Source organism: Aeromonas sp. 604443, from assembly GCF_049170315.1.
GTDB lineage: Bacteria > Pseudomonadota > Gammaproteobacteria > Enterobacterales > Aeromonadaceae > Aeromonas > Aeromonas veronii_A.
The window spans coordinates 669,559-690,749 of record NZ_JAAKMI010000001.1; the positions used below are offsets into that span (position 1 = coordinate 669,559).

Here is a 21,191-nt window from a genome sequence, read left to right on the forward strand (position 1 = left end):
CAAGAGAGGAACTCTATGTTGAAATTCGAGGTGATCCCGGTCACCCAGTTCGCCCAGAACTGCTCCCTCATCTGGTGTGACGAGACCCATCAGGCGGCCCTGATCGATCCGGGCGGCGAAGCGGACAAACTGCTGGCGGCCATCGCCAAGCGTGGCCTGACCCTGACCCACATCCTGCTCACTCACGGTCATCTGGATCATGTGGGTGCCGCCGCCGAGCTGCGGGAAAAAACCGGCGTCGCCATCACCGGCCCCCACAAGGAGGACGCCTTCTGGCTCGACATGCTGCCCCAGCAGAGCCAGATGTTCGGCTTCGCCCATACCCCCGCGTTCACACCGGATCGCTGGCTTGAGCAGGGTGACAAGGTGCAGCTTGGCCAGTGCGAGCTGGACGTTTACTTCTGCCCCGGCCACACCCCGGGCCATATCGTGCTGCTCTCCCAAGCCGAGCAGCTCGCCTGGGTTGGCGATGTGCTGTTTGCCGGCAGCATCGGCCGCACCGACTTCCCCCGTGGCGATCACGGGACGCTGATTAAGTCGATCACCGAGACCCTGCTGCCCCTTGGCGATGAGATCGTCTTTATCCCGGGCCATGGCCCCAGCTCAACCTTCGGCCGCGAGAAGGCGAGCAACCCCTACCTGACCCAGCCTATCTGGTGATCAAAAATGGCAGCGGTGTTAGCCGCTGCCTTTTCTTCTCTGCTCTCTTTTTCACTCTCGACTCCTGCCATCCGGCCAGCCACGTCCCACCAGCGTTTCCCATTTCGGCATGCCCATTTGTCTCTTTCGCCCAATAAAAATCCCCACCCGAGGGTGAGGATTGATTTATAGGTGCAACCGTCTGGTGGCTTATTGTGCCAGCAGGTGACCTACCAGCTCATGACGCCACCCTTGCAGCAGCATCGGCTTGTCGCTGCGAGCCCGCTCTTCGTCGTTCATCCGCCAGCTCCAGGTGAAGTACTGGTGAATGATCTTCTTGCTGGCAATCAGCTCGGGCGGAATATTGCTCGCCTTGGCCTTCTCTTCCACCATGGCCTTGATGCGCTTGAGCTCGGCCTTGTACTGGGGAAAGTCCACGAGCCGGCGAATGGGCTCGGGCCAGCTGTCAGGATCGCTCTGCTGCGCCTTGGCGACAATATCGAGCATCCGCTTGCCGTGGATCTTGATCTCGATGGGCGAGAGGCCGAGCTCGTTGAGATCCCGCAGGGAGGCAGGACGACGCTCCGCCACCTTGAACAGGTGCAGCTCTTTCACCACAAAATTGAGGGCCAGATCCCGGCGCACCGCCTCTTGCTGGCGCCAGGCGGCCAGCTCGCGCAGAATGGCGAGCTCGCGGCGACCCAGTTGCCAGGCGTTGACGATGTCAAGATATGCCTGACGGGGATCGCTACCCTGGGTCTTGCGGGCGGAGTGGTTCTGGCACTCCTGCTCGAACCAGGCAAACTTGCCGCTTTCCCGCAGTTTGGCCATCACCTTCTCGTAGAGCGGCATCAGGTAGAAGACATCCGCCGCCGCGTATTCGAGCTGACGCGGTGTAAGCGGGCGTGCCAGCCAGTCGGTGCGCGCCTGATCTTTTTCCAGCTCGACCCCGAGGAATTCATTCACCAGCGCACCAAAGCCGACCGAAACGCCGTAACCGAGAAAGGCGGTAGCAAGCTGGGTGTCGTGCATCTGGTTGGGCAGGTGGCCAGCCTGATGCTGGATAAGCTCCAGATCTTCGCCAGAGGCGTGCAGGATGGCGATCTGCCCTTCCCTGCCCAGTCGTTGCCAGAGGGCGGAGAGATCCAGGGTAAGCGGATCCAGCAGCGCCAGATGCTCGCCGTCATAGATCTGGAACAGGCCAAGCTGGGGATAGTAGGTACGGGTGCGAACGAATTCAGTATCGATAGCCAGGGGAACGTCGGCCAGAGAAGCGAGATACTGCTCAAGTTCGTCTTGCTGAGTGATAAGTTGATAGTGCATCTGTGCCTGCGCGGTTGATCAGGGCCAAAAAGAAAAAACCGTGGGATGACCCACGGTTTTGCATAACGACGGTGCTGGTTTGCAGAGGCTTCTGCAGCCACAGTCCGGTTATTGCTTGGCAATCTCCTCGTCGCGCAGTACGCGGCGCAGGATCTTGCCCACATTGGTCTTGGGAAGTTCGTCACGAAATTCTACCAGTTTCGGCACCTTATAGGCAGTCAGATGTTTACGGCAGTGGGCAATAATCTCGTCCTCCTGCAATTTTGCATCTTTCTTGACCACAAAGATCTTCACCAGCTCGCCGGAGACCTTGTGCGGCACGCCGACAGCGGCCACTTCCAGCACTTTCGGGTGCAGGGCAACGACATCTTCGATCTCGTTCGGGTAGACATTGAAACCGGAGACCAGGATCATGTCCTTCTTGCGGTCAACGATCTTGAAGAAGCCCTGCTCGTCGCAGACGGCGATATCACCGGTACAGAGCCAGCCATCCTGCATCACTTCGGCGGTCGCCTCCGGGCGCTGCCAGTAGCCCACCATCACCTGCGGGCCGCGCACCTGCATTTCGCCCGGGGTGCCGAGGGCGTGGATCACCTGACCGTTGTCATCCACCAGCCGGATCTCGGTAGAGCAGACCGGCAGACCAATGGAGCCGTTGTAGTCGGTCAGATCGTAGGGGCAGACGCTCACCAGCGGTGAGCACTCGGTCAAGCCATAGCCTTCCAGCAACGGGGTATCGGTCAGCGTCTTCCACTTCTCCGCAACCGCGCGCTGCACCGCCATGCCACCGCCGATGGTCAGCTTGAGCTTGTCAAAGGCGATGCCCTGAAACTCTTCGTTGTTGACCAACGCATTGAACAGGGTGTTAACCCCAGTAATGCAGGTGAAGGGGTACTTCTTGATCTCTTTGACAAAGCCCGGGATGTCGCGCGGGTTGCTGATCAGCAGGTTGTAACCGCCGATACGCATAAAGAGCAGGCAGTTCACGGTCAGGGCGAAGACGTGATAGAGGGGCAATGCGGTAACCACAAACTCCTTGCCACGTTCCAGCATGGGGCCGTAGACACCGAGGCACTGCTCGACGTTGGCAATCATGTTACGATGAGTCAGCATGGCCCCTTTGGAGAGGCCGGTGGTGCCACCGGTGTACTGCAGGAAGGCGAGATCGTCGTTGGTGATCTCCGGCTTGATGTACTGCAGGAAACGCCCCTTGGAGAGGGCCTGACGCATGGTGGTAGCGTGGGGCAGATTGTATTTCGGCACCAGCTTCTTGACGTACTTGACCACGAAGTTGACCAGAGTGCCCTTGGCCAGCCCCAGGTTGTCCCCCATCCGGGTCAGGATAACGTGCTTGATCGGGGTGTCGTAGACCACTTTTTCCAGGGTATGGGCGAAGTTGGAGACGATGACGATGGCTTTGGCACCGGAATCTTTGAGCTGGTGCTCCAGCTCGCGCGGGGTATAGAGCGGGTTGACGTTGACCACTATCATGCCGGCGCGCAGGATGCCGAACACGGCGATGGGATATTGCAGCAGGTTGGGCATCATCACCGCAACCCGATCCCCTTTCTCCAGCTTCAGCTCGTTTTGCAGGTAGGCAGCAAAGGCGCGGGACTGCTCTTCCAGCCGGCGGTAGGTGATGGTTTGGCCCATGTTGACGAAGGCAGGCTGATCGGCAAACTGGGTTACCGAGGACTCGAACATCTCGACCAGGGAGCTGTATTGGTCTGGATTGATCTCGGCGGGGACCCCTTCCGGATAACGTTTCAGCCAGACTTTTTCCACAAACTTCTCCTGCATAACTAGCACCTGTGCGCTCACTGTGTTGCCTCCGTCCCGGTTCACATCCATTTTAATCGGTTGTTTTAAGCTGATGCTCTAATGCCGCACATATTTACACAGCGCAACATCAATTAACAGCAAATTAACAACAGAAAAATGTGAGGGAGAAAACAAACCTGGAATTATTGAAAGCTGGCGATTCTACCGAACTTGACAAAACTTTACGATACAAACGGCCGTATCAACCGAATTTTCCATATGAAAATGGTGGTTTCCACCCAATATGACCCGCTCGATCTGCTGGAAGGCATCCTGACGGGCCTGCCATTGGGCTTCAAGCGCAGCAAAGCCCTGCTCCCCCTGAATCAACAGCACAGGACAACGGATAGCCACCATCAATGCACGAGCCTGTCCTTCGCTCATTCTCAGGGGTGAAAGATCCCGCAAGCGGGGGTCGCTGCGCCAGTACCAGCGCCCTGCCCGCTCTTCAAGCTGCCGTTCACAGATAAGGCGCGCCGCCTGCGGCGTGATATCCGCCACTTTGCAACGGGCGGCGACAGCCTCATCGATGGAAGCAAAGCCGTTGGCACTGCGCTCCCGGGTGCGACTGCGGTTTAAAATCGCACGTCGCAGCTGGGCAGGTACCTCCTCATCGGGCTGACTGAGCGGGCCCAGCCCCTCCAGCATGATCAACCGCTCCACCTGTTCGGGAAACACCCCGGCATAGGCCGAGGCGATCAACGCCCCGAGGGAGTGACCGAGCAGAGTGAAGCGTGACCAGCCCGCCGCCTGCACGATCTGGTAGAGATCGTCCAGCCAGTCGACAAAGACATAAGGGGTGGTCTTGTGATCGGAGTGACCGTGCCCCGGCAGATCGACACAGATGAGGTGAAAATCTCCCAGATGCGGCGCCAGCGGCAAGAAGCTGGCGCTATTGTCGAGCCAGCCATGCAGGGCGATCAGCAGAGGTTTGCCCTGCTGATCATGCTCCGCAGACTGGTTATCCAGCAGGGCTACCCGCCGCCCATCTGCCAAGGTCAGCAGACGTTCGTGCAGAGTGCTTTTGATGCTGTTGATCATGGCAAGCCTTAGCGACGCAGCGGCCGTCTCGGCCAGAAGGGATCATAGAAGGGGTCGTAGAAGTAGGGGTCCATATAACGTACCTCCACCTCCTTGACTGGCGGCCACAGCTTGCTGCCCGTCACATTGAGCACAGAGAAGCGGTACTTGTGCTCGCCAATCTGGCTATCAACCGGTTTGCCTATGGTGCCAAGCACAGTCAGGCTGCGCCCCTTGGCATAGAGGGTCGGGTCGACAAAGCCCTTCATGATGGCCAGAAAACGGCCCGGGCTCTGCTCGGTCTGCTCCGGCACGCCGTTGGACTTGAGCGGCAAATAGACCACTTCAATGACGCTCTGATCCGCCTTGTTGTGCACCGCCGAGATAACGCCGCTCCAGCGGGCCGGTTTGCCCTCCATTCCGCCAAGGGCGGGTTGATAGGCCACCAGCTGGTTTTCGGGCTCATAGGCCAGCTCTTTAGGAACCGAGCTGCAGGCCCCGAGCAGCAGGGCCAGCGCCCCGACCACCATCCCGCGTTTCAGCATGTCGCTTCTGGTATTACGCATCATGTCACTCTCCTGTTGCCAGCGTGGCCCGTAGGGGCCATCCGCTCGTGTTACAGCTGATGAGCGGCAAGAGCGACATGAAATCAGCGCTCCTGCCCTTATTCGCGACCCGGCAGTTTTTTCCAGGTCACCTTGTCACGCAAATAGACCGGCGTCGCCTGCTCCACCGGCACCGCCTCCCCCGCCAGCCAGGCGGCGCGGGCCAGCGGCAACATATCTTCTGCCGCCGGGAAACGCACCTGGCTCACCTCCAGCTCATCGGCCAGACCACTCAGGGTCTCGCCATAGGTCTCAAAACCAGTGCCGACGCAGGTCACTGGGCCCGCCAGCTTGCCACGGACGTCAACCAGTGCCGCGGGCTCGCTCACCACCTCGTCCCCCACCAGCTGCATGCGGCCATCAATCAGCTCATAGCGGCCGAAATAGACCTCGTTCATCCGCGCATCGATGGCGGTCAGCACCTGCTCGGCGCCATCCAGTCGATAGGCGCCTTGCGCCATGGCGGCCAAGGTCGAGATGCCAATCAGCGGCACACCTGCACCAAACGCCAGACCTTGCGCCACACTGATGCCGATCCGCACGCCGGTAAAGGAGCCCGGGCCGCGGCCGAACGCGATGGCATCGAGGTCACTCAAACTTATCCCGGCATCCTCTAACACAGCCTGAACCATGGGCAGGATTTTTCGGGTGTGATCCCGTGGCGCCTCCTCCCAGCGGGAGAACAGCTTGTCACCCACCAGCAAGGCGGCGGAGCAGGCTTCGGTAGCGGTATCAACGGCCAGGATCTTCAACTCGTTCATGCTTTCCAATCTCTATAAAATCAGTCAATTACATAACCGGCAAGCGAGATATGCTCACCCGTTGTTTAAATCTGTTATCTGGCGGCACACTTATTATTCACCGCGTTCAGTGCGATCGAAAAAGCTCCCCAACGTTCCCAACTCCCGGGTACGGGGGATGGCGGGCAGACTCTTGATAAAGGTGGCGCCGTAAGGTTTGTTGACCATTCGGGGATCACAGATCACCAGCACCCCGTGATCAGTGCGATCACGAATAAGCCGCCCCACCCCCTGCTTGAGGGCAATCACCGCCTTGGGCAACTGCAGCTCGGCGAAGGGATCGCCCCCCTTGAGCTTGCAATCATCCACCCGCGCCTTGAGCAGCGGATCATCGGGGCTGGCAAACGGCAGCTTGTCGATGATAACACACGACAACGCCGCCCCTCGCACGTCGATCCCCTCCCAGAAACTGCTGGTCGCCACCAGCACGGCACGGCCATTCTCGACAAACTCCTTGAGCAGCCGCTGCTTGTTGTCCTCCCCCTGCAACAAGACGGTGCGGCCAATCTCCCGGCGCAGCACCTCAGCCACCTGACGCATCACCTGATGGCTGGTGCAGAGGAAGAAACAGCCCCCCGGTGTCTTGTTGATGAGGGGGATCATCAGATTGGCCAGCTGCTCGCCACGGCCAAAGGCGTTGGGTTCCGGCAGATAGCGGGGCACACAGAGCCGCGCCTGCTCGCCATAGTCGAACGGGCTGTCGAGAATAAGCTCAGCACTGCCCGCCAGTCCCAGCTCGGCCTTGAAGTGATCAAACCGCATATCCACCGTCAGAGTGGCGGAGGTAAAGACCCAGGCTACTTCCGGTCTTTGCACCTCGGCACTGAATCGCTCGGCCACCGAGAGCGGCGTCAGATTGAGGGTGAAATGAAGCCGTGAGCAGTCATACCAGTAGGAGAAACCAGTCTGGTTGACCGCCAGCACTTCACCCAGGCGGGTGCGCAGTTCACTGATTCGTTCGAAGGCGTGATCCAGCTGCTCGCCCCGGCCGAGAGCCAGTTTCAGCACCTCGTAGCAGAGCCCGATGGCATCGTTAAGACGAGCCAAAGCCTGCCCCCAAAGCGGCTGGCGCAGCATGTCGCGGGTATTACCACGACCGCCATCCACCCCGAAGGCGAGACGCAAGTCCTGACTGGCGATAGCGAGCCGGTCCGCCGCCTTGCCGAGCTGGGCCATGTCGTGCGCCTCTGCCCGATAGGCCAGCTGGATATCCTGCGCCAGATCCTGAATCGTTCGGCTGCCTACCGACTTGCCGAAGTAGTTGGTGGCGATCTCCGGCAGCTGGTGCGCCTCGTCAAACACATAGACTTGTGCTTCGGGCACCAACTCACCAAATCCGGTGTCTTTCACCGCCATATCGGCGAAGAAGAGGTGGTGGTTGATCACCACCACCTGGGCGTCCATGGCGCGGCGTCGTGCCACCACCAGATGGCAGTCGTCGTAATAGGGGCAGTCGCGACCGAGGCAGTTATCGTTGGTGCTGGTGACGTGGGCGAGGATCTCGGCGTTCTCCTGCAGCCCCGGAATATCCCCCACGTCGCCATTATCGGTGGCAGTAGACCAGGACTTCACCTTCACCAGATCATTGAGCACTTCCGGTTTTTGCAGGTGGGATTCGCTCAAGAGCCGGTTCATCCGCTCGATGCACAAATAGTTACTGCGCCCCTTGAGCAGGGCCACCGGCGGGGTATAGGAGAGCGCGCCTGTGATGGTCGGGAGATCCCGATAGAAGAGCTGCTCCTGCAGGTTCTTGGAGCCGGTGCTGATCACCACCCGCTTGCCGGACTCCAGCGCAGGCACCAGATAGGCGTAGGTCTTGCCGGTACCGGTCCCCGCCTCCACCAGCAGACGGCCACCACTCTTGATGGCGCGCGCGACCGCTTCGGCCATCTCCAGTTGGGGAGCGCGGGCTTTGAAACCGTCGATATGGCTGGCCAGAGGGCCATCTGGCTTGAACAGGGTCTGGATGGTCAAAAGGGCGTCCCGCAGCAAAAGCGGCCATTATGCCAAAAGCGCGGCAAAAGCGGGACAGATAATCTGCCTAGACGAACAGATCGATCTGATGCTCGGGATCCGGCTTGTGATCGCCCTCCTCTGCCTTTGGCTGATCACGCTTGGCGGGCGTGCTATACGCCTGCTGACGCTGCTGGGAGTCACTGTTGTCAGTGCTGGTCTTGCGCAGCTGGTGCTTTTTGCTGATCTGATTCACTTCCCGCTTGATCTCTTCGCTGCCGGGCGCGGCGGGCGCCCGGGGCAAAATGGGGAACAACAGGTCCTGGCTGGGCATGATGGCGACTCCTGCAGGGGTTATTGTCTAGTTATCGACCAGAAAACCGTTTTCGCCACTTTAATCGATCAAATCACAATTTCGGGTTGCATTTTCTGTCAAGGCAGGTAGTTTAAATCAGGCGTCAATTACGACATCTTATTTTGTAAAGGATTGATTACATGAAGTTCACCACCCTGAAGACTCATCACCACCATCATCATCCCGACTAGTCTTTCAGGAGGTTGACTGCTGGAAGACACTTAACTGGTGACTTCCAAAAGGACCGCAAGATTCATAAACCCTCGGAAGCACCCACTTCCGAGGGTTTTTTCGTTTTTGACTAGAAGGAAATCGAGCAAATGGAAACACAACGTCTGCGTATCGCCATGCAAAAGTCCGGTCGTCTGAGCCAGGACTCCCAAGCCCTGTTCAAGAGCTGTGGCCTCAAGATCAACCTGCGCGAGCAGCGCCTCATCGCCCATGTCGAGAACATGCCCATCGATATCCTGCGGGTGCGTGATGACGACATCCCGGGTCTGGTGATGGAAGGGGTGGTCGACCTTGGCATCATCGGCGAGAACGTGCTGGAAGAGGTGCAGCTTATTCGCGCTTCACAAGGATTGCCTGCGGAGGTCAAAACCCTCAAGCAGCTGGACTTCGGTGGCTGCCGTCTCTCGCTGGCGGTGCCGGAAGATGTGACCTACACAGGGCCAGAGAGCCTTGCGGGCAAGCGCATCGCCACCTCCTATCCCGGGCTGCTCAAGCGCTTCTTTGACGACAAGGGTCTCGGCTTCAAGAGCGTGATGCTGGGCGGCTCGGTGGAAGTGGCACCCCGAGCGGGCCTGGCTGATGCCATCTGCGATCTGGTCTCCACCGGCGCGACCCTGGAAGCCAATGGCCTCAAAGAGGTAGAGGTGATCTACCGCTCCAAGGCGGTACTGGTCCAAGCCCCCAACCCCTTGTCTGATGCCAAGCAGAAGCTCATCGACAAACTGCTGCCCCGCATTCAGGGGATGCAGCAGGCCCGCGAGAGCAAATACATCATGCTGCACGCCCCCAAAGACAAGCTCGATGCCATCACCGATCTGCTGCCGGGTGCCGAGCGCCCCACCATCATGCAACTGGCCGGTGACACCAATCAGGTGGCGCTGCACGTCGTCTCCAGCGAGACCCTGTTCTGGGAGACCATGGAGCAGCTCAAGGCTCTGGGTGCCAGCTCCATTCTGGTGCTGCCCATCGAAAAAATGATGGAATAAGGAAGGGACATCATGCAGACCCTGATCTGGAAGACCCTCTCCCCTGCCCAGCAGGCCGACGTGCTGACTCGGCCCGCTCTCAATGACGAGGCCGATATTGGCGCCGTGGTGCGGGATATCATCGCCGCGGTGCGCAGCCGTGGCGATGAGGCCCTGCGCGAGCTGAGCCTGCGCTTCGAGCGTGCCCCCCGTGAGCAGCTGCGCGTCAGCGAAGTCGAGATTGAAGCCGCCTGCGCGCGGCTGGATAACGACATCAAAAATGCTATCGAAGCGGCCATTGCCAACATTCGCACCTTCCACGCCGCTCAAGTGCAGCCGGTGGTGCGAGTCGAGACCCAGCCCGGGGTGGTGTGCGAGCTGCGCACCCAACCCATCAGTCGGGTCGGCCTCTATGTGCCGGGGGGCAGCGCGCCACTCCCCTCCACCGTGATGATGCTGGCTATTCCGGCTGCTATTGCCGGTTGCCTTGAAGTGGTGCTCTGCACTCCGTCCCCCGCCAGCGACGAGATCCTTTTTGCCGCCCGCGCCTGCGGCGTCGAGAAGGTGTTCGCCATCGGCGGCGCCCAGGCCATCGCCGCCATGGCTTACGGCACAGAGAGCATTCCCAAGGTGGACAAGATCTTCGGCCCGGGCAACGCCTATGTGACCGAAGCCAAAGGGCAGGTATCCCGCGACTGGCGCGGCGCTGCCATCGACATGCCCGCTGGCCCCTCCGAGGTGCTGGTGATTGCCGACGAGAGCGCCAACCCCGCCTTCGTGGCAGCGGATCTGCTCTCCCAGGCCGAGCACGGCCCAGACAGTCAGGTCGTGCTGGTGACCACCTCGCCCCTGCTGGCCGATGCCATCGCAGGGGAGATCAAGAGCCAGCTGGCCAAATTGAGCCGCCGCGATATCGCCGCCCAGGCGCTCGGCAGCAGTCTGGTGATCCTCTGTGACGATCTGGCAGAAGCCTGCGCCATCTCCAACGCTTATGCACCGGAGCACCTGATCGTGCAAACCCGCGCCCCGCGCGATCTGCTGGATAAACTCGAGAACGCCGGTTCCATCTTTCTGGGAGCATGGACCCCCGAGTCGGTCGGCGATTACGCCAGCGGCACCAACCACACCCTGCCTACCTATGGCTATGCCCGCACCTGCTCGAGCCTTGGCCTCGCCGATTATCAGCGCCGCTACACGGTGCAGGAGCTGAGCGAGCGCGGCATTCAGGGCCTTGGCCCCATCGTCGAGCGCATCGCAGAGGCCGAAGGGCTCGATGGCCACAAAAATGCCGTCACCCTCAGATTGAACGCCCTGGCCGCCGCGCCCCAACCAACAGCACAGCAGAAGGATTTGTCATGAGCATTGCCAATCTGGCGCGCCGCGTGGTGCGGGCCCTCACCCCTTATCAATCCGCCCGCCGCATCGGCGGCAAGGGCCACGTCTGGCTCAACGCCAACGAGGCGCCGCAGGCCTATCCCTTCACCATCGAGGGGAGCCGCCTCAACCGCTACCCCGAGTGCCAACCAGCCGAGGTGGTGAACGACTATGCCGCCTACGCCGGGGTCAATCCCGATCAGGTGCTGGTGAGCCGCGGCGCCGACGAGGCCATCGAGCTGCTTATTCGCACCTTCTGCGAAGCGGGTGAGGATCAGATCCTCATCTGCCCGCCTACCTACGGCATGTACGCCATCAGCGCCGAGACCTGTGGCGTCGGCATCGTCGAGCAGCCGCTAACCGCCAGCCGCCAGCCGGACTGGCCCGCCATCGCGGACCGTCTGTCTGATGTGAAACTGGTATTTCTCTGCTCCCCCAACAACCCCACCGGGGATCTGGTGGGTCGCGACGGTCTCATAGCCCTGCTGGAGAAAGCCCGGGATCGCACCATCGTGGTGGTGGACGAAGCCTATATCGAGTTCTGCCCCGAGGCGTCCGTAGTGGACCTGCTGGCCCGCTTCCCCAATCTGGTGGTGACCCGCACCCTCTCCAAGGCTTTTGCCCTGGCGGGGATCCGCTGCGGCTTTACGCTGGCAAGCCCCGAGCTGATCGCCATGCTTGCCAAGGTGATCGCCCCCTATCCCATCCCCGAGCCTATCGCCCAGATCGCGGCGCAAGCCCTCTCCCCCATGGGACTGGAGCTGATGCGCGAGCGAGTGGTCGAACTCAACAAGCAAAAAGCCGCCTTCAAGGCAGAGCTGACAACGCTTGCCTGCGTGAAGGAAGTATTCGAAGACAAGGGCAACTTCGTGCTGGTGCGCTTTGTGGATGGCGCCGCCGTCTTTGCCGCCATGAAGGCCGCCGGCATCATACTGCGGGATTTCTCGACCAAACCCGGCCTTGATAACAGCATTCGCGTCACCATCGGCTATCAGGGCGAGATGGATGCCGTGCTGGCCGTATTGCGTGATCTGCCCTCTCCCTCTCTTTAAAACAAGGATGTAGCGATGAAGACCCCGTTTTTGTTTATCGACCGCGACGGCACCCTGATTGAAGAGCCGGTGACCGACAAGCAGGTGGATAGCCTCGCCAAGCTGCGCTTCGAGCCCATGGTCATTCCGGTGCTGCGCGAGTTGCAGGCCGCCGGCTACGTGCTGGTGATGGTGACCAATCAGGATGGGCTGGGCACTGCCAGCCTGCCGCTGGAGAACTTCCAGCCCCCCCACGACCTGATGATGCACCTGTTTGAATCGCAAGGGGTGAAGTGGGAACAGGTGTTGATCTGCCCCCATTTCCCGACCGACGGCTGCAGCTGCCGCAAACCCCACCTCGGGTTGGTGAAGGAGTACCTCGCCTCTGGTCGCATCGACTTTGCCAACTCCTTCGTGATTGGCGATCGCCAGACCGATCTGCAGTTGGCCGAGAACATGGGCATTGGCGGTATTCGCTACCACCCGCAGGATCACAACTGGCTCGCCATCCGTGATCAGCTGTTATCCAAGGGGCGCGTAGCCTCGGTGGAACGCTACACCAAGGAGACCCGTATTCAGGTAGCGGTGGATTTGGACCCTTCTGCCACAAACAAGAGCGGCGGCAACCAGATCGCCACCGGTATCGGCTTCTTTGATCACATGCTGGATCAAATTGCCACCCACGCCGGTTTCCAGCTCAAGCTGAACGTCAGCGGCGATCTGCATATCGACGATCACCACACGGTAGAGGATGTAGGGCTGGCGCTGGGTCAGGCACTGCGTCAGGCCCTTGGCAACAAGCGCGGCATCGGCCGTTTCGGCTTCGTGCTGGCGATGGACGAGGTACAAGCGGTGATCGATGCGCGCCCGCTGACCGAACAGGAGGTGAGCACGGCGCTGGATCTCAGCGGTCGCCCCTACTTCGTGTTCGACTGCCCGAGCGGCTTTGGCCGCGACAATGTGGGCGAGATGGCCACCGAGATGGTGCCCCACTTCTTCCGCTCGCTGTCGGATGCCATGGCCATCACATTGCAGATGAAGGTGAGCAGCGGCAACACCCACCATCAGGTGGAGGCACTGTTCAAAGGCTTTGGCCGCGCCCTGCGTCAGGCCATTCGGGTGGAAGGGAGCGAGCTTCCCTCCAGCAAGGGAGTGCTGTGATGGATGTAAGCAAGCAGAAGCTGGTCATCATCGATACCGGCTGCGCGAATCTGGCCTCGGTCAGAATGGCGTTCGAACGCCTCGGCGTGCAGCCGCTGGTCTCAAGCGTGGCGGCCGATATCGAGCAGGCGGACAAGCTGATCCTGCCCGGCGTCGGCACCGCGGTGGCCGCCATGAAGAACCTCAACGAGCGCGGGCTGGTACCGCTCATTCGCGCCGCCAAGCAGCCGCTGCTGGGCTTTTGCCTCGGCATGCAGATGCTGGCAGAGGCCTCCGAAGAGAGCATGGGTACGGATGACTCGTCAGAGCGGCTTATCGACTGCCTTGGCATAGTGCCGGGCAAGATCCGGCTGATGGAAGTGGGCACCTTACACCAGTCAAGCATGCGCCTGCCCCACATGGGCTGGAACCAGATTGAGCATGACGAGACCCATCCCCTGCTCAAGGGGATCCCGAGCGGCAGCTACTTCTACTTCGTGCACTCCTATGCGCTGGAGGTAACCGAAGCGACGCTGGCGACCTGCGACTACGGCAAGCCGTTTACCGCCATCGTCGGTGGGGTTGCAGAGCACAGTAACTTCTTCGGCGCCCAATTCCACCCGGAGCGCTCAGGCGCAGCCGGTGCCCGTTTGCTGCAAAATTTTCTGGAGCTATGAATGATCATTCCCGCAATTGACCTTATCAACGGTCAGGTAGTTCGCCTCTATCAGGGGGACTACGAGCAGAAGACCGAATACAGCAGCAGCCCGCAGGCCCGCTTCGACGAATATGTCTCCCAGGGGGCGGTGCAACTCCATCTGGTGGATCTGGACGGTGCCAAGGATGCCAAGGCGCGCCAGCTGCCCCTGCTGACCCAACTGCTGTCGGCCACCGAAGCACCGGTGCAGGTCGGTGGCGGCGTGCGCACGGAGCAGGATGTGGCAGATCTGCTGGCCGCCGGTGCCAGCCGGGTGGTGATTGGCTCCACCGCCGTCAAATCCCCGGATCTGGTAGCGAGCTGGATGGAGAAATATGGCCCCGAGCAGATCGTGCTGGCGCTGGACGTCAATATCGATGAGCAGGGCAATCGCCATATCGCGGTGGCAGGCTGGCAGGAGAACAGCGGTGTGACCATTGAAGCGCTGATCGAGCGTTTCCTCCCCGCCGGGCTCAAGCATGTGCTCTGTACCGACATCAGCCGTGACGGCACCCTGGCTGGCACCAACGTCGAGCTCTATCGGGATCTCTGCGCCCGCTACCCGAGCGTCGCCTTTCAGGCCTCCGGCGGCATTGGAGGCATCGCGGATATCGAGGCGCTCAAGGGCTCCGGCGTCAAGGGGATCATCCTTGGCCGCGCCCTGCTGGAGGGCAAGTTCTCGGTGGGTGACGCCATCGCCTGCTGGCAAGCCCCCGCGGCCGTTACCAGAGGAGGCAACTGATGCTGGCAAGACGCATTATTCCCTGCCTCGACGTGAAAGATGGCGTGGTGGTCAAAGGGGTGCAATTTCGCAACCACGAGGTGATGGGCGGCATTGTCGAGCTGGCGCGCCGCTACGCCGAAGAGGGCGCTGACGAGCTGGTGTTCTATGACATCACCGCCTCCAGCGATGCCAGGGTGGTGGACAAGAGCTGGGTGAGCCGGGTAGCGGAGGTGATAGATATTCCCTTCTGCGTCGCCGGTGGCATCAAGAGCGTCGAAGATGCCCGCCAGATCCTTGAATTTGGCGCCGACAAGGTCTCCATCAACTCTCCGGCGCTGGCCGATCCGACCCTTATCAGCCGACTGGCCGAGCGCTTTGGCGTGCAGTGCGTGGTGGTGGGCATTGACTCCTACTTCGACGCCGAAACGGGCCACTATCAGGTCAAACAGTTTACCGGTGACGAGAGTCGCACCCGCACCACCGCCTGGCACACTCTCGACTGGGTACAGGAGGTGCAGAAACGAGGCGCAGGCGAAATCGTGCTGAACGTGATGAATCAGGACGGCATGCGTCAGGGTTATGATCTCGACCAGCTCAAACTGGTGCGCAGCGTCTGCAAGGTGCCGCTGATTGCCTCCGGCGGCGCCGGTGCCATGGCGCACTTTCGCGATGCCTTCACCCTCGCCGATGTGGACGGGGCGCTGGCCGCCTCTGTGTTCCACAAGGGTCTTATCCCCATTCCCGAATTGAAACGCTGGCTGAAAACCGAAGGAGTCGCCATCCGTGAATAACTTCTCAGATAACACACAAACAACCGCCAGCGCGCGCCCTCTTGCCGAGCAGCTCGACTGGGAAAAGTGTAAATGCGCCATGATCCCCCGCCCAGAGTGCCGGTCTGATAATAGAGGAGCCGATACCCGTGCATAATTCCAACTTATTAATTGAACAGCTCGACTGGGAAAAATGCGATGGCATGATCCCCGCCATCGTCCAGCATGCCGCCAGCGGCGAGGTGCTGATGCAGGGCTTTATGACCCGCGAGGCGCTGGAGAAGACCCAGACTACCGGTCAGGTCACCTTCTTTAGCCGCAGCAAACAGCGGCTCTGGACCAAGGGTGAAAGCTCGGGCAATGTGCTCCAACTCGTGGCCATCAGCACCGACTGCGATCAGGACTCTCTGCTGATTGCCGCCAACCCCGTCGGCCCCACCTGCCACAAGGGCACAACCTCCTGCTTCCATGGTCACCCACTGCCGCCCCTCGGTTTTCTGGCGGAGCTGGAGCAGGTGCTGGCAGCCCGCAAAGGGGCCGATCCGGCCACCAGCTACACCGCCAGCCTCTACGGCAAAGGCACCAAGCGCATCGCCCAGAAAGTCGGTGAGGAAGGTGTTGAAGTGGCGCTGGCCGCCATGGCCAAGGATCGGGAGGAGCTCATCAACGAATCCGCCGATCTGCTCTACCACCTCACCGTGCTACTGCAAAACGAAGGGCTGGGATTACAGGATGTCGTTCAGCGGCTTTATGAGCGGCATCAAAAATAATATTCATGTTTAGAAATGGGCTTATGCCCATTTCTATTTTAAATTGCATGCTAGCTCAACCAGATCTTGATAATAATTAATATTGATATTTTGATTTGCCAAATAATATGCTAGTAGCGCTTCTTCATGTCTAGCCTCGGCAAATGAATCCATTGAATATTTACCCAATACTCCCCCTATCGAAATAGCTTCCTTTGCGGCAACTAATTGAGCTTTATTTTTGATGGAGAAAAAGAAACAACCTATGTATTTTGATATACTTACTTCAGCTTTTAAAAGCTCTGAGCTATTGTTCTCCCAAGGCAAATAAAAACCTAACTCTTTATTAGATTTAAATCGCTCGTAGAACCCAATGTTGGAGACTTACTTTTTACTATCATTTCTAAGTGATAATTCTAAACTAACTATCTGTCTATATAGCTCAGGCTCACGCTCTTTGGCTAAAAGAAGTATGGAAAAAATGACCAAATCAAAACTATCACTAAAGTTTGATATTGCAGCCTTTACTTTGTCTATGTATTGTTCAATATCTCTAAGCTGAAGACTAAAGGCATCTGCGAGCACAGATAGCAACAATAAAAATTCGCCTATTGTTTTAAATCTTGGAAAAAGGTGCTCAAATAATGCATCATCAAGAGTCATGTAGCTTTCAATAAATGACGCTTTTGATATTTCCTTTAAGGCAAATTGCCGCCTGAAAAAACGTCTTAGATAAGCAGATGCATGAAATCCTTCACCATAAATGACCTTGATAGAATGCTGTAACTGCTCGGTATCCGTGGCCAATACAAAAACCACTTCGGGAATATCGAAAATATGCTTGATGGTCTCAAGCATCTCTACTGCATAAGAGGGGCGACAGCGATCCAGCTCATCTATCAAAATGAATGCGGGATAATCCAGTTCTCCTTCACTTAAACCAACAGCTCCCTCAACCCATTGCCGGATCTCTTGTTTAAGATACTGAATAGATTCATAACGCTCTTTGTGATTGCTGCAAAGTGTATCAACCAGCTTATCTGCGTCTTCGCCTTCCACAGAAAAATCACTATCTTCCCATCCAGCTTTTTTAATGGCTGACTTGAGCACCAATTTCCCGCCAACTTTGAGCAAACCCAATAGTTTGGACTTGATGCCATCAGGTATGGCAACCTTATTTCCCGTTGCATCTCTCAATTGATCGATAATCGACGAAATCACCGTCAATAAGGGATCATCGGAAAAGTCCTGCTGCCAAGCGTCGATATAGACGGTCGGATAGTGCGCTTTCAGCTCCATATACCAGCGCTTGATAAACCAGGTTTTACCCGCCCCCCACTCGGCATTGAGGTTGAGCACATAGTTGCGCTGCTTGCCTTCGGCGGCGAGGTAGTTGGTCAGAAATTCGGCATAGCGGGCGCGATCCAGCCGATCTGCGCTCAAACTCTCTTCGCTACCCGCAATGGCCCCCGGCCCGTCCCACTGAACTGTGTCATTCCAATTAAACGGTGCCACTGCCATCTCGTATCTCTCCATATTGCGTTGCTGGAGATGATATCAGGGACACCGAGGAAATAGTTTGACTAAAGACCTGTTCGTTACCCTTTTTGCCACTTGGGGAGGTTTATTTAGCTGTTGTTCAACTTCTCTGCCGAGAGCCGATGATAGAGGGTCGATACATGGTGGCAAGCTATCTCAACAACCATGGACTCAACTGATTTCCTTTGATTTGCTCAGAGGTTACAACCATGTGACATAACGCAGAACCTGCGGAAATAAATGAGAAATATGCCGTGAAGAGTGCTTAATTTAAAGCAGTTGATGCACGTTGGCCTCGTGTTCAGCCAACCAATCACAGCGACCCAAGGATGGCCAACTTCATGAAGGATGAACCCTTCTCCACCCGATTGCAGCACGAGCTGGATCACCTCAGATCCATCTTTAACGAGATGGGGGCTTACCTCTTTACCAAGGATCTGGATGGCCGTTATATCTATGCCAATCAGGCTGTGCTGGATCTCTTTGGTTGTACCCTGGCCGAACTGCAAGGCAAGGATGATCGCGCCTTTTTTGACCTCGACTTCTCGGAAGATCTGAGACGAAATGATCGTCAGGTGCTGGAGCAGCAGGTCGCCATCGCCCGGGAGGAGATCAACTACCTCAAACCCACGGGAGAAAAACGGGTCTACTGGAGCGTGAAAAAGCCGATGTACGACCGAGATGGCAACCTGATCGGTCTGTGCGGCATCTCCACCGATATCACGGAACACAAGCTGATTGAGGCCCGTATGGCCGAGCAGCATCAGTTGCTGGAGATCATCCTGGCCAATGTGGATGCCCATATCTATATGAAGGACAGCCAGCACCGCTTTCTCTACGTCAATCAGAAGGTGTGTGCCCTGCTCGGTTTACCCGCCGAACAGATCATCAACCGCAGCGATAATGAGCTGTTTTCCCCACACGGAGCCAACCAGCTGTGGCAGCTGGACAACCGGGTGTTCGAAACGGGTGAGCTGCAAGCCGGTGAAGAGTCACTGACCGATACCGAAGGCAAGCAACATTACTACTGGTCTGTCAAAGTCCCCTTCAAGCTGGCTGATGGTACCCCCACCCTGATCGGTATCTCCTCCGATATCACCGAGCTGCACCAGCTCAAGGAACAACTGCAATATCAATCGGTTCGTGACAGCCTCTCCGGACTTTATAACCGCCGTTTCTTCTTCGAGGTGTGCGAAAAGAACCTGAGTATGAACATGCGCCACCAGCTCACCTCGGTGCTGATAGTGCTGGATGTGGATCAGTTCAAATGCATCAACGATCGCTACGGTCACCCGCTGGGCGATCAGGCGCTGATCCATCTGGGCAGGGTGATGCAATCGGTGCTGCGCAGCGAAGATGTGCTGGCCCGCATCGGCGGTGACGAGTTTGCCATCTTGCTGCCCAACACCACCCTCTCGGCCGCCGCATCACTGGCCGAACGGCTGCGCAAGCAGGTGATGCAAAGCCCGTTACCCCTTGCCGATGGGGATGAGCTGGTTATCACCATCAGCGCCGGGCTGGTGGAAAATAGCAAGGGGGAGCAGATGGAGAGCCTCTACGCGCGCGCCGATCAGATGCTCTATCAGGCCAAACAGAGCGGCCGCAACTGCGTCGCGTGCAAGGCACGATAGCTGGCTGGCCAGTCAGGCACTCCCACTTCCCTTGCTGCATTTATCCCGACAGCTTAGTCATCCTATTGCACGCTGCTTTCACTCACGCTCGATTAGCACCTAACCCAGCTGTTTGCGCAGCACAAACTTTTGCACCTTGCCGGTGGAGGTCTTCGGCAGCGGGGTGAAGATGATGCGTTTGGGGGCCTTGAAGTGGGCCATCTGCTCCCGGCAAAAGGCGATCAGCTCCGCCTGGGTGGTCTCTCGCCCCTCTTTCAGTTTGACGAAGGCGCAGGGCACCTCCCCCCACTTCTCATCGGGCATGGCGATCACCGCCGCTTCGTCCACATCGGGATGGCGATAGAGCACATCTTCCACCTCCAGACTGGAGATATTCTCCCCGCCGGAGATGATGATGTCCTTGGATCTGTCCTTGATCTCCACATAACCATCCGGGTGCCACACCGCCAGATCCCCACTGCGAAACCACCCCTCCGCCATCGCCTCGGCGCTGGCCGCCGGATTTTTCAGATAGCCTTTCATCACCACATTGCCCCGCAGCACTATCTCCCCCATGGTTTTTCCATCCTTGGCCACCGGCTCGCCACTGACCGGATTGATGACCCGCATCTCCCCCTGCAGGGGTGAGGCTACCCCCTGGCGCGCCTTCAAACGCGACAGCGTGGTGGCATCCTGCCCCTGCCAGCGTCTTTGCGGCTCGCACAGCACGCAGGGACCATAGGTTTCGGTCAGGCCATAGACGTGGGTCACGGCGATCCCCATCGCCTCCATGCCGGCGATCACGGTGGCGGGAGGCGCAGCGCCAGCGGTCATCACTTTGATGGGGAGATCCAGCCCCTGCTTGAGCGCCGGGCCGGCATTGTTGAGCATATTGAGCACGATGGGCGCTGCGCAAAAGTGACTCACCTTGTGCTCGTGCAGCGCCTCATAAATGGCGGCCGCCTGCACATGACGCAGACAGACGCTAACCCCGGCGGTGGCAGCCAGCGTCCAGGGGAAGCACCAGCCGTTGCAGTGAAACATCGGCAAGGTCCAGAGATAGACGGGGTGTTTGGGCAGCTCCCAGGAGAGCACGTTGTTGATGGCGTTGAGGTGGGCGCCGCGATGGTGATAGACCACCCCCTTGGGGTTGCCGGTAGTGCCGGAGGTGTAGTTAAGGGAGATGGCCTGCCACTCATCTTGCGGCAACCAGCCGGGTTCATCGCCGTTACCAGTGGCAATAAAGGTCTCATAGTCGAGGTCACTAACAAGCGCCCCCTCCCGGTAGAGGGGATCGTCGATAGCGATGACCAGCGGTTGGCGCTCCAGCAGATCCAGCGCCTTGCGCACCACGGCACCAAACTCCCTGTCCACCAGCACTACCTTGCTCTGGGCATGCTGGAAGATAAAAGCCATCGACTCGGCATCGAGCCGGGTATTGATGGTGTTGAGCACAGCGCCGCTCATGGGCACCCCGAAGTGAGCTTCAAACATCGCCGGGATATTGGGCGCAACGATGGAGACGGTATCCCCCTCCCCGATGTCGTGAAGCCGCAGGGCCGAAGCCAACTGGCGGCAACGGCGGGCGGTCTCGCCCCAGCTCTGGCGCAGCGAGCCGTGGATCAGCGCCGGATAGTCAGGATAAACCCGCTCCGCCCGCCCCAGAAAGCTGATGGGGGTCAGGGCCTCGAAATTGGCGGCGGTTTTGGCAAGGTCGCGCTCATAGATGTTCTGCACTGTCATCGGATTCCTTCCTCACAGGTGGCACAAAACGGGCAGTTTCGGGATCAATCAGAGATCAGCAAGCGACATGGGCATCCTGCCCGTCACTGGTCTCTTATGGGG

The 21,191-nt window shown here is 58.6% G+C and carries 20 protein-coding genes and 1 other annotated feature; of the genes, 10 read left to right on the forward strand and 10 right to left on the reverse strand.

Going from position 1 to position 21,191, the window contains the following annotated elements; translation table 11 throughout:
- Nucleotides 1–15: 15 nt before the first annotated feature.
- On the forward strand, nt 16–660 hold the full coding sequence (locus G5380_RS02915) for an MBL fold metallo-hydrolase (RefSeq protein ID WP_042030935.1): 645 nt from the start codon (nt 16–18) through the stop codon (nt 658–660).
- Nucleotides 661–849: 189 nt separating this feature from the next.
- Here the strand turns inward: G5380_RS02915 and rnd are convergent, their stop codons facing one another.
- The 7 genes from rnd to G5380_RS02950 form a co-directional block, all read right to left on the reverse strand.
- Nucleotides 850–1,962: a ribonuclease D gene (rnd, locus tag G5380_RS02920; RefSeq protein WP_058059758.1), complete on the reverse strand. Its 1,113-nt coding sequence runs from the start codon at nt 1,960–1,962 to the stop codon at nt 850–852.
- Between the two features lie 108 nt (nt 1,963–2,070).
- Nucleotides 2,071–3,747 (reverse strand): long-chain-fatty-acid--CoA ligase FadD, encoded by a 1,677-nt coding sequence (gene fadD / locus G5380_RS02925; protein WP_085942148.1) that lies wholly within the window; start codon nt 3,745–3,747, stop codon nt 2,071–2,073.
- Nucleotides 3,748–3,945: 198 nt separating this feature from the next.
- Nucleotides 3,946–4,824 (reverse strand): alpha/beta fold hydrolase, encoded by an 879-nt coding sequence (locus G5380_RS02930; RefSeq protein WP_265783315.1) that lies wholly within the window; start codon nt 4,822–4,824, stop codon nt 3,946–3,948.
- 8 nt (nt 4,825–4,832) lie between these two features.
- Nucleotides 4,833–5,348, reverse strand: coding sequence for a Slp family lipoprotein (locus tag G5380_RS02935; RefSeq protein WP_265783369.1), 516 nt, complete (start codon nt 5,346–5,348; stop codon nt 4,833–4,835).
- A gap of 119 nt (nt 5,349–5,467) precedes the next feature.
- On the reverse strand, nt 5,468–6,169 hold the full coding sequence (gene tsaB / locus G5380_RS02940; RefSeq protein ID WP_338454717.1) for a tRNA (adenosine(37)-N6)-threonylcarbamoyltransferase complex dimerization subunit type 1 TsaB: 702 nt from the start codon (nt 6,167–6,169) through the stop codon (nt 5,468–5,470).
- A gap of 93 nt (nt 6,170–6,262) precedes the next feature.
- Nucleotides 6,263–8,182 (reverse strand): ATP-dependent DNA helicase, encoded by a 1,920-nt coding sequence (locus G5380_RS02945; RefSeq protein ID WP_421352337.1) that lies wholly within the window; start codon nt 8,180–8,182, stop codon nt 6,263–6,265.
- A 67-nt stretch (nt 8,183–8,249) separates the two neighbouring features.
- Complete coding sequence (locus G5380_RS02950; RefSeq protein WP_005336755.1) at nt 8,250–8,495, reverse strand: hypothetical protein; 246 nt, start codon at nt 8,493–8,495, stop codon at nt 8,250–8,252.
- A 187-nt stretch (nt 8,496–8,682) separates the two neighbouring features.
- Nucleotides 8,683–8,807 (forward strand) — a sequence feature (His leader region).
- A gap of 29 nt (nt 8,808–8,836) precedes the next feature.
- On the opposite strand from G5380_RS02950, the gene hisG reads away from it, so the two are divergent.
- The 8 genes from hisG to hisIE all read left to right on the forward strand — a co-directional run bounded on the left by hisG (nt 8,837) and on the right by hisIE (nt 16,218).
- A complete protein-coding gene (gene hisG / locus G5380_RS02955) occupies nt 8,837–9,733 on the forward strand; it encodes an ATP phosphoribosyltransferase (RefSeq protein WP_021230050.1) in 897 nt (298 codons plus the stop codon).
- 12 nt (nt 9,734–9,745) lie between these two features.
- Nucleotides 9,746–11,071 carry a histidinol dehydrogenase gene (gene hisD, locus G5380_RS02960; RefSeq protein WP_421352338.1) on the forward strand — a complete coding sequence of 442 codons (1,326 nt, stop codon included), beginning with the start codon at nt 9,746–9,748 and terminating at the stop codon, nt 11,069–11,071.
- On the forward strand, nt 11,068–12,138 hold the full coding sequence (gene hisC / locus G5380_RS02965; RefSeq protein WP_421352339.1) for a histidinol-phosphate transaminase: 1,071 nt from the start codon (nt 11,068–11,070) through the stop codon (nt 12,136–12,138). Before hisD ends, hisC begins: the two co-directional genes overlap by 4 nt.
- 15 nt (nt 12,139–12,153) lie before the next feature.
- Nucleotides 12,154–13,278, forward strand: coding sequence for a bifunctional histidinol-phosphatase/imidazoleglycerol-phosphate dehydratase HisB (gene hisB / locus G5380_RS02970; RefSeq protein WP_421352340.1), 1,125 nt, complete (start codon nt 12,154–12,156; stop codon nt 13,276–13,278).
- A complete protein-coding gene (gene hisH, locus G5380_RS02975; RefSeq protein WP_181224067.1) occupies nt 13,278–13,934 on the forward strand; it encodes an imidazole glycerol phosphate synthase subunit HisH in 657 nt (218 codons plus the stop codon). Before hisB ends, hisH begins: the two co-directional genes overlap by 1 nt.
- Nucleotides 13,935–14,696 (forward strand): 1-(5-phosphoribosyl)-5-[(5-phosphoribosylamino)methylideneamino]imidazole-4-carboxamide isomerase, encoded by a 762-nt coding sequence (gene hisA, locus G5380_RS02980; protein WP_421352341.1) that lies wholly within the window; start codon nt 13,935–13,937, stop codon nt 14,694–14,696.
- Nucleotides 14,696–15,469 (forward strand): imidazole glycerol phosphate synthase subunit HisF, encoded by a 774-nt coding sequence (gene hisF, locus G5380_RS02985; RefSeq protein ID WP_019446757.1) that lies wholly within the window; start codon nt 14,696–14,698, stop codon nt 15,467–15,469. Before hisA ends, hisF begins: the two co-directional genes overlap by 1 nt.
- Nucleotides 15,470–15,597: 128 nt before the next feature.
- Complete coding sequence (gene hisIE, locus G5380_RS02990; protein ID WP_421352342.1) at nt 15,598–16,218, forward strand: bifunctional phosphoribosyl-AMP cyclohydrolase/phosphoribosyl-ATP diphosphatase HisIE; 621 nt, start codon at nt 15,598–15,600, stop codon at nt 16,216–16,218.
- Between the two features lie 33 nt (nt 16,219–16,251).
- On the opposite strand, the gene G5380_RS02995 is transcribed toward hisIE, so the two are convergent.
- Entirely contained in the window at nt 16,252–16,524 is a 273-nt protein-coding gene (locus G5380_RS02995) for a hypothetical protein (protein ID WP_421352343.1), read from the reverse strand.
- Between the two features lie 57 nt (nt 16,525–16,581).
- The gene (locus G5380_RS03000) at nt 16,582–17,718 is read right to left on the reverse strand and encodes a KAP family P-loop NTPase fold protein (RefSeq protein ID WP_421352344.1); all 1,137 of its coding nucleotides are present in this window, start codon (nt 17,716–17,718) and stop codon (nt 16,582–16,584) included.
- 359 nt (nt 17,719–18,077) lie between these two features.
- On the opposite strand from G5380_RS03000, the gene G5380_RS03005 reads away from it, so the two are divergent.
- On the forward strand, nt 18,078–19,367 hold the full coding sequence (locus G5380_RS03005; RefSeq protein WP_421172355.1) for a sensor domain-containing diguanylate cyclase: 1,290 nt from the start codon (nt 18,078–18,080) through the stop codon (nt 19,365–19,367).
- Between the two features lie 99 nt (nt 19,368–19,466).
- On the opposite strand, the gene G5380_RS03010 is transcribed toward G5380_RS03005, so the two are convergent.
- Complete coding sequence (locus G5380_RS03010) at nt 19,467–21,089, reverse strand: acyl-CoA synthetase (protein ID WP_421352345.1); 1,623 nt, start codon at nt 21,087–21,089, stop codon at nt 19,467–19,469.
- Between the last annotated feature and the right edge of the window lie 102 nt (nt 21,090–21,191).

Bases quoted from the DNA above. Each gene is read 5' to 3' on its own strand.
- G5380_RS02915 (WP_042030935.1), top strand. From the start codon at position 16: ATGTTGAAATTCGAGGTGATCCCGGTCACCCAGTTCGCCCAGAACTGC.
- rnd (WP_058059758.1), bottom strand. From the start codon at position 1,962: ATGCACTATCAACTTATCACTCAGCAAGACGAACTTGAGCAGTATCTC.
- G5380_RS02930 (WP_265783315.1), bottom strand. From the start codon at position 4,824: ATGATCAACAGCATCAAAAGCACTCTGCACGAACGTCTGCTGACCTTG.
- G5380_RS02935 (WP_265783369.1), bottom strand. From the start codon at position 5,348: ATGCTGAAACGCGGGATGGTGGTCGGGGCGCTGGCCCTGCTGCTCGGG.
- tsaB (WP_338454717.1), bottom strand. From the start codon at position 6,169: ATGAACGAGTTGAAGATCCTGGCCGTTGATACCGCTACCGAAGCCTGC.
- G5380_RS02950 (WP_005336755.1), bottom strand. From the start codon at position 8,495: ATGCCCAGCCAGGACCTGTTGTTCCCCATTTTGCCCCGGGCGCCCGCC.
- hisG (WP_021230050.1), top strand. From the start codon at position 8,837: ATGGAAACACAACGTCTGCGTATCGCCATGCAAAAGTCCGGTCGTCTG.
- hisD (WP_421352338.1), top strand. From the start codon at position 9,746: ATGCAGACCCTGATCTGGAAGACCCTCTCCCCTGCCCAGCAGGCCGAC.
- hisC (WP_421352339.1), top strand. From the start codon at position 11,068: ATGAGCATTGCCAATCTGGCGCGCCGCGTGGTGCGGGCCCTCACCCCT.
- hisB (WP_421352340.1), top strand. From the start codon at position 12,154: ATGAAGACCCCGTTTTTGTTTATCGACCGCGACGGCACCCTGATTGAA.
- hisH (WP_181224067.1), top strand. From the start codon at position 13,278: ATGGATGTAAGCAAGCAGAAGCTGGTCATCATCGATACCGGCTGCGCG.
- hisA (WP_421352341.1), top strand. From the start codon at position 13,935: ATGATCATTCCCGCAATTGACCTTATCAACGGTCAGGTAGTTCGCCTC.
- hisF (WP_019446757.1), top strand. From the start codon at position 14,696: ATGCTGGCAAGACGCATTATTCCCTGCCTCGACGTGAAAGATGGCGTG.
- G5380_RS03000 (WP_421352344.1), bottom strand. From the start codon at position 17,718: ATGGCAGTGGCACCGTTTAATTGGAATGACACAGTTCAGTGGGACGGG.
- G5380_RS03005 (WP_421172355.1), top strand. From the start codon at position 18,078: ATGAAGGATGAACCCTTCTCCACCCGATTGCAGCACGAGCTGGATCAC.
- G5380_RS03010 (WP_421352345.1), bottom strand. From the start codon at position 21,089: ATGACAGTGCAGAACATCTATGAGCGCGACCTTGCCAAAACCGCCGCC.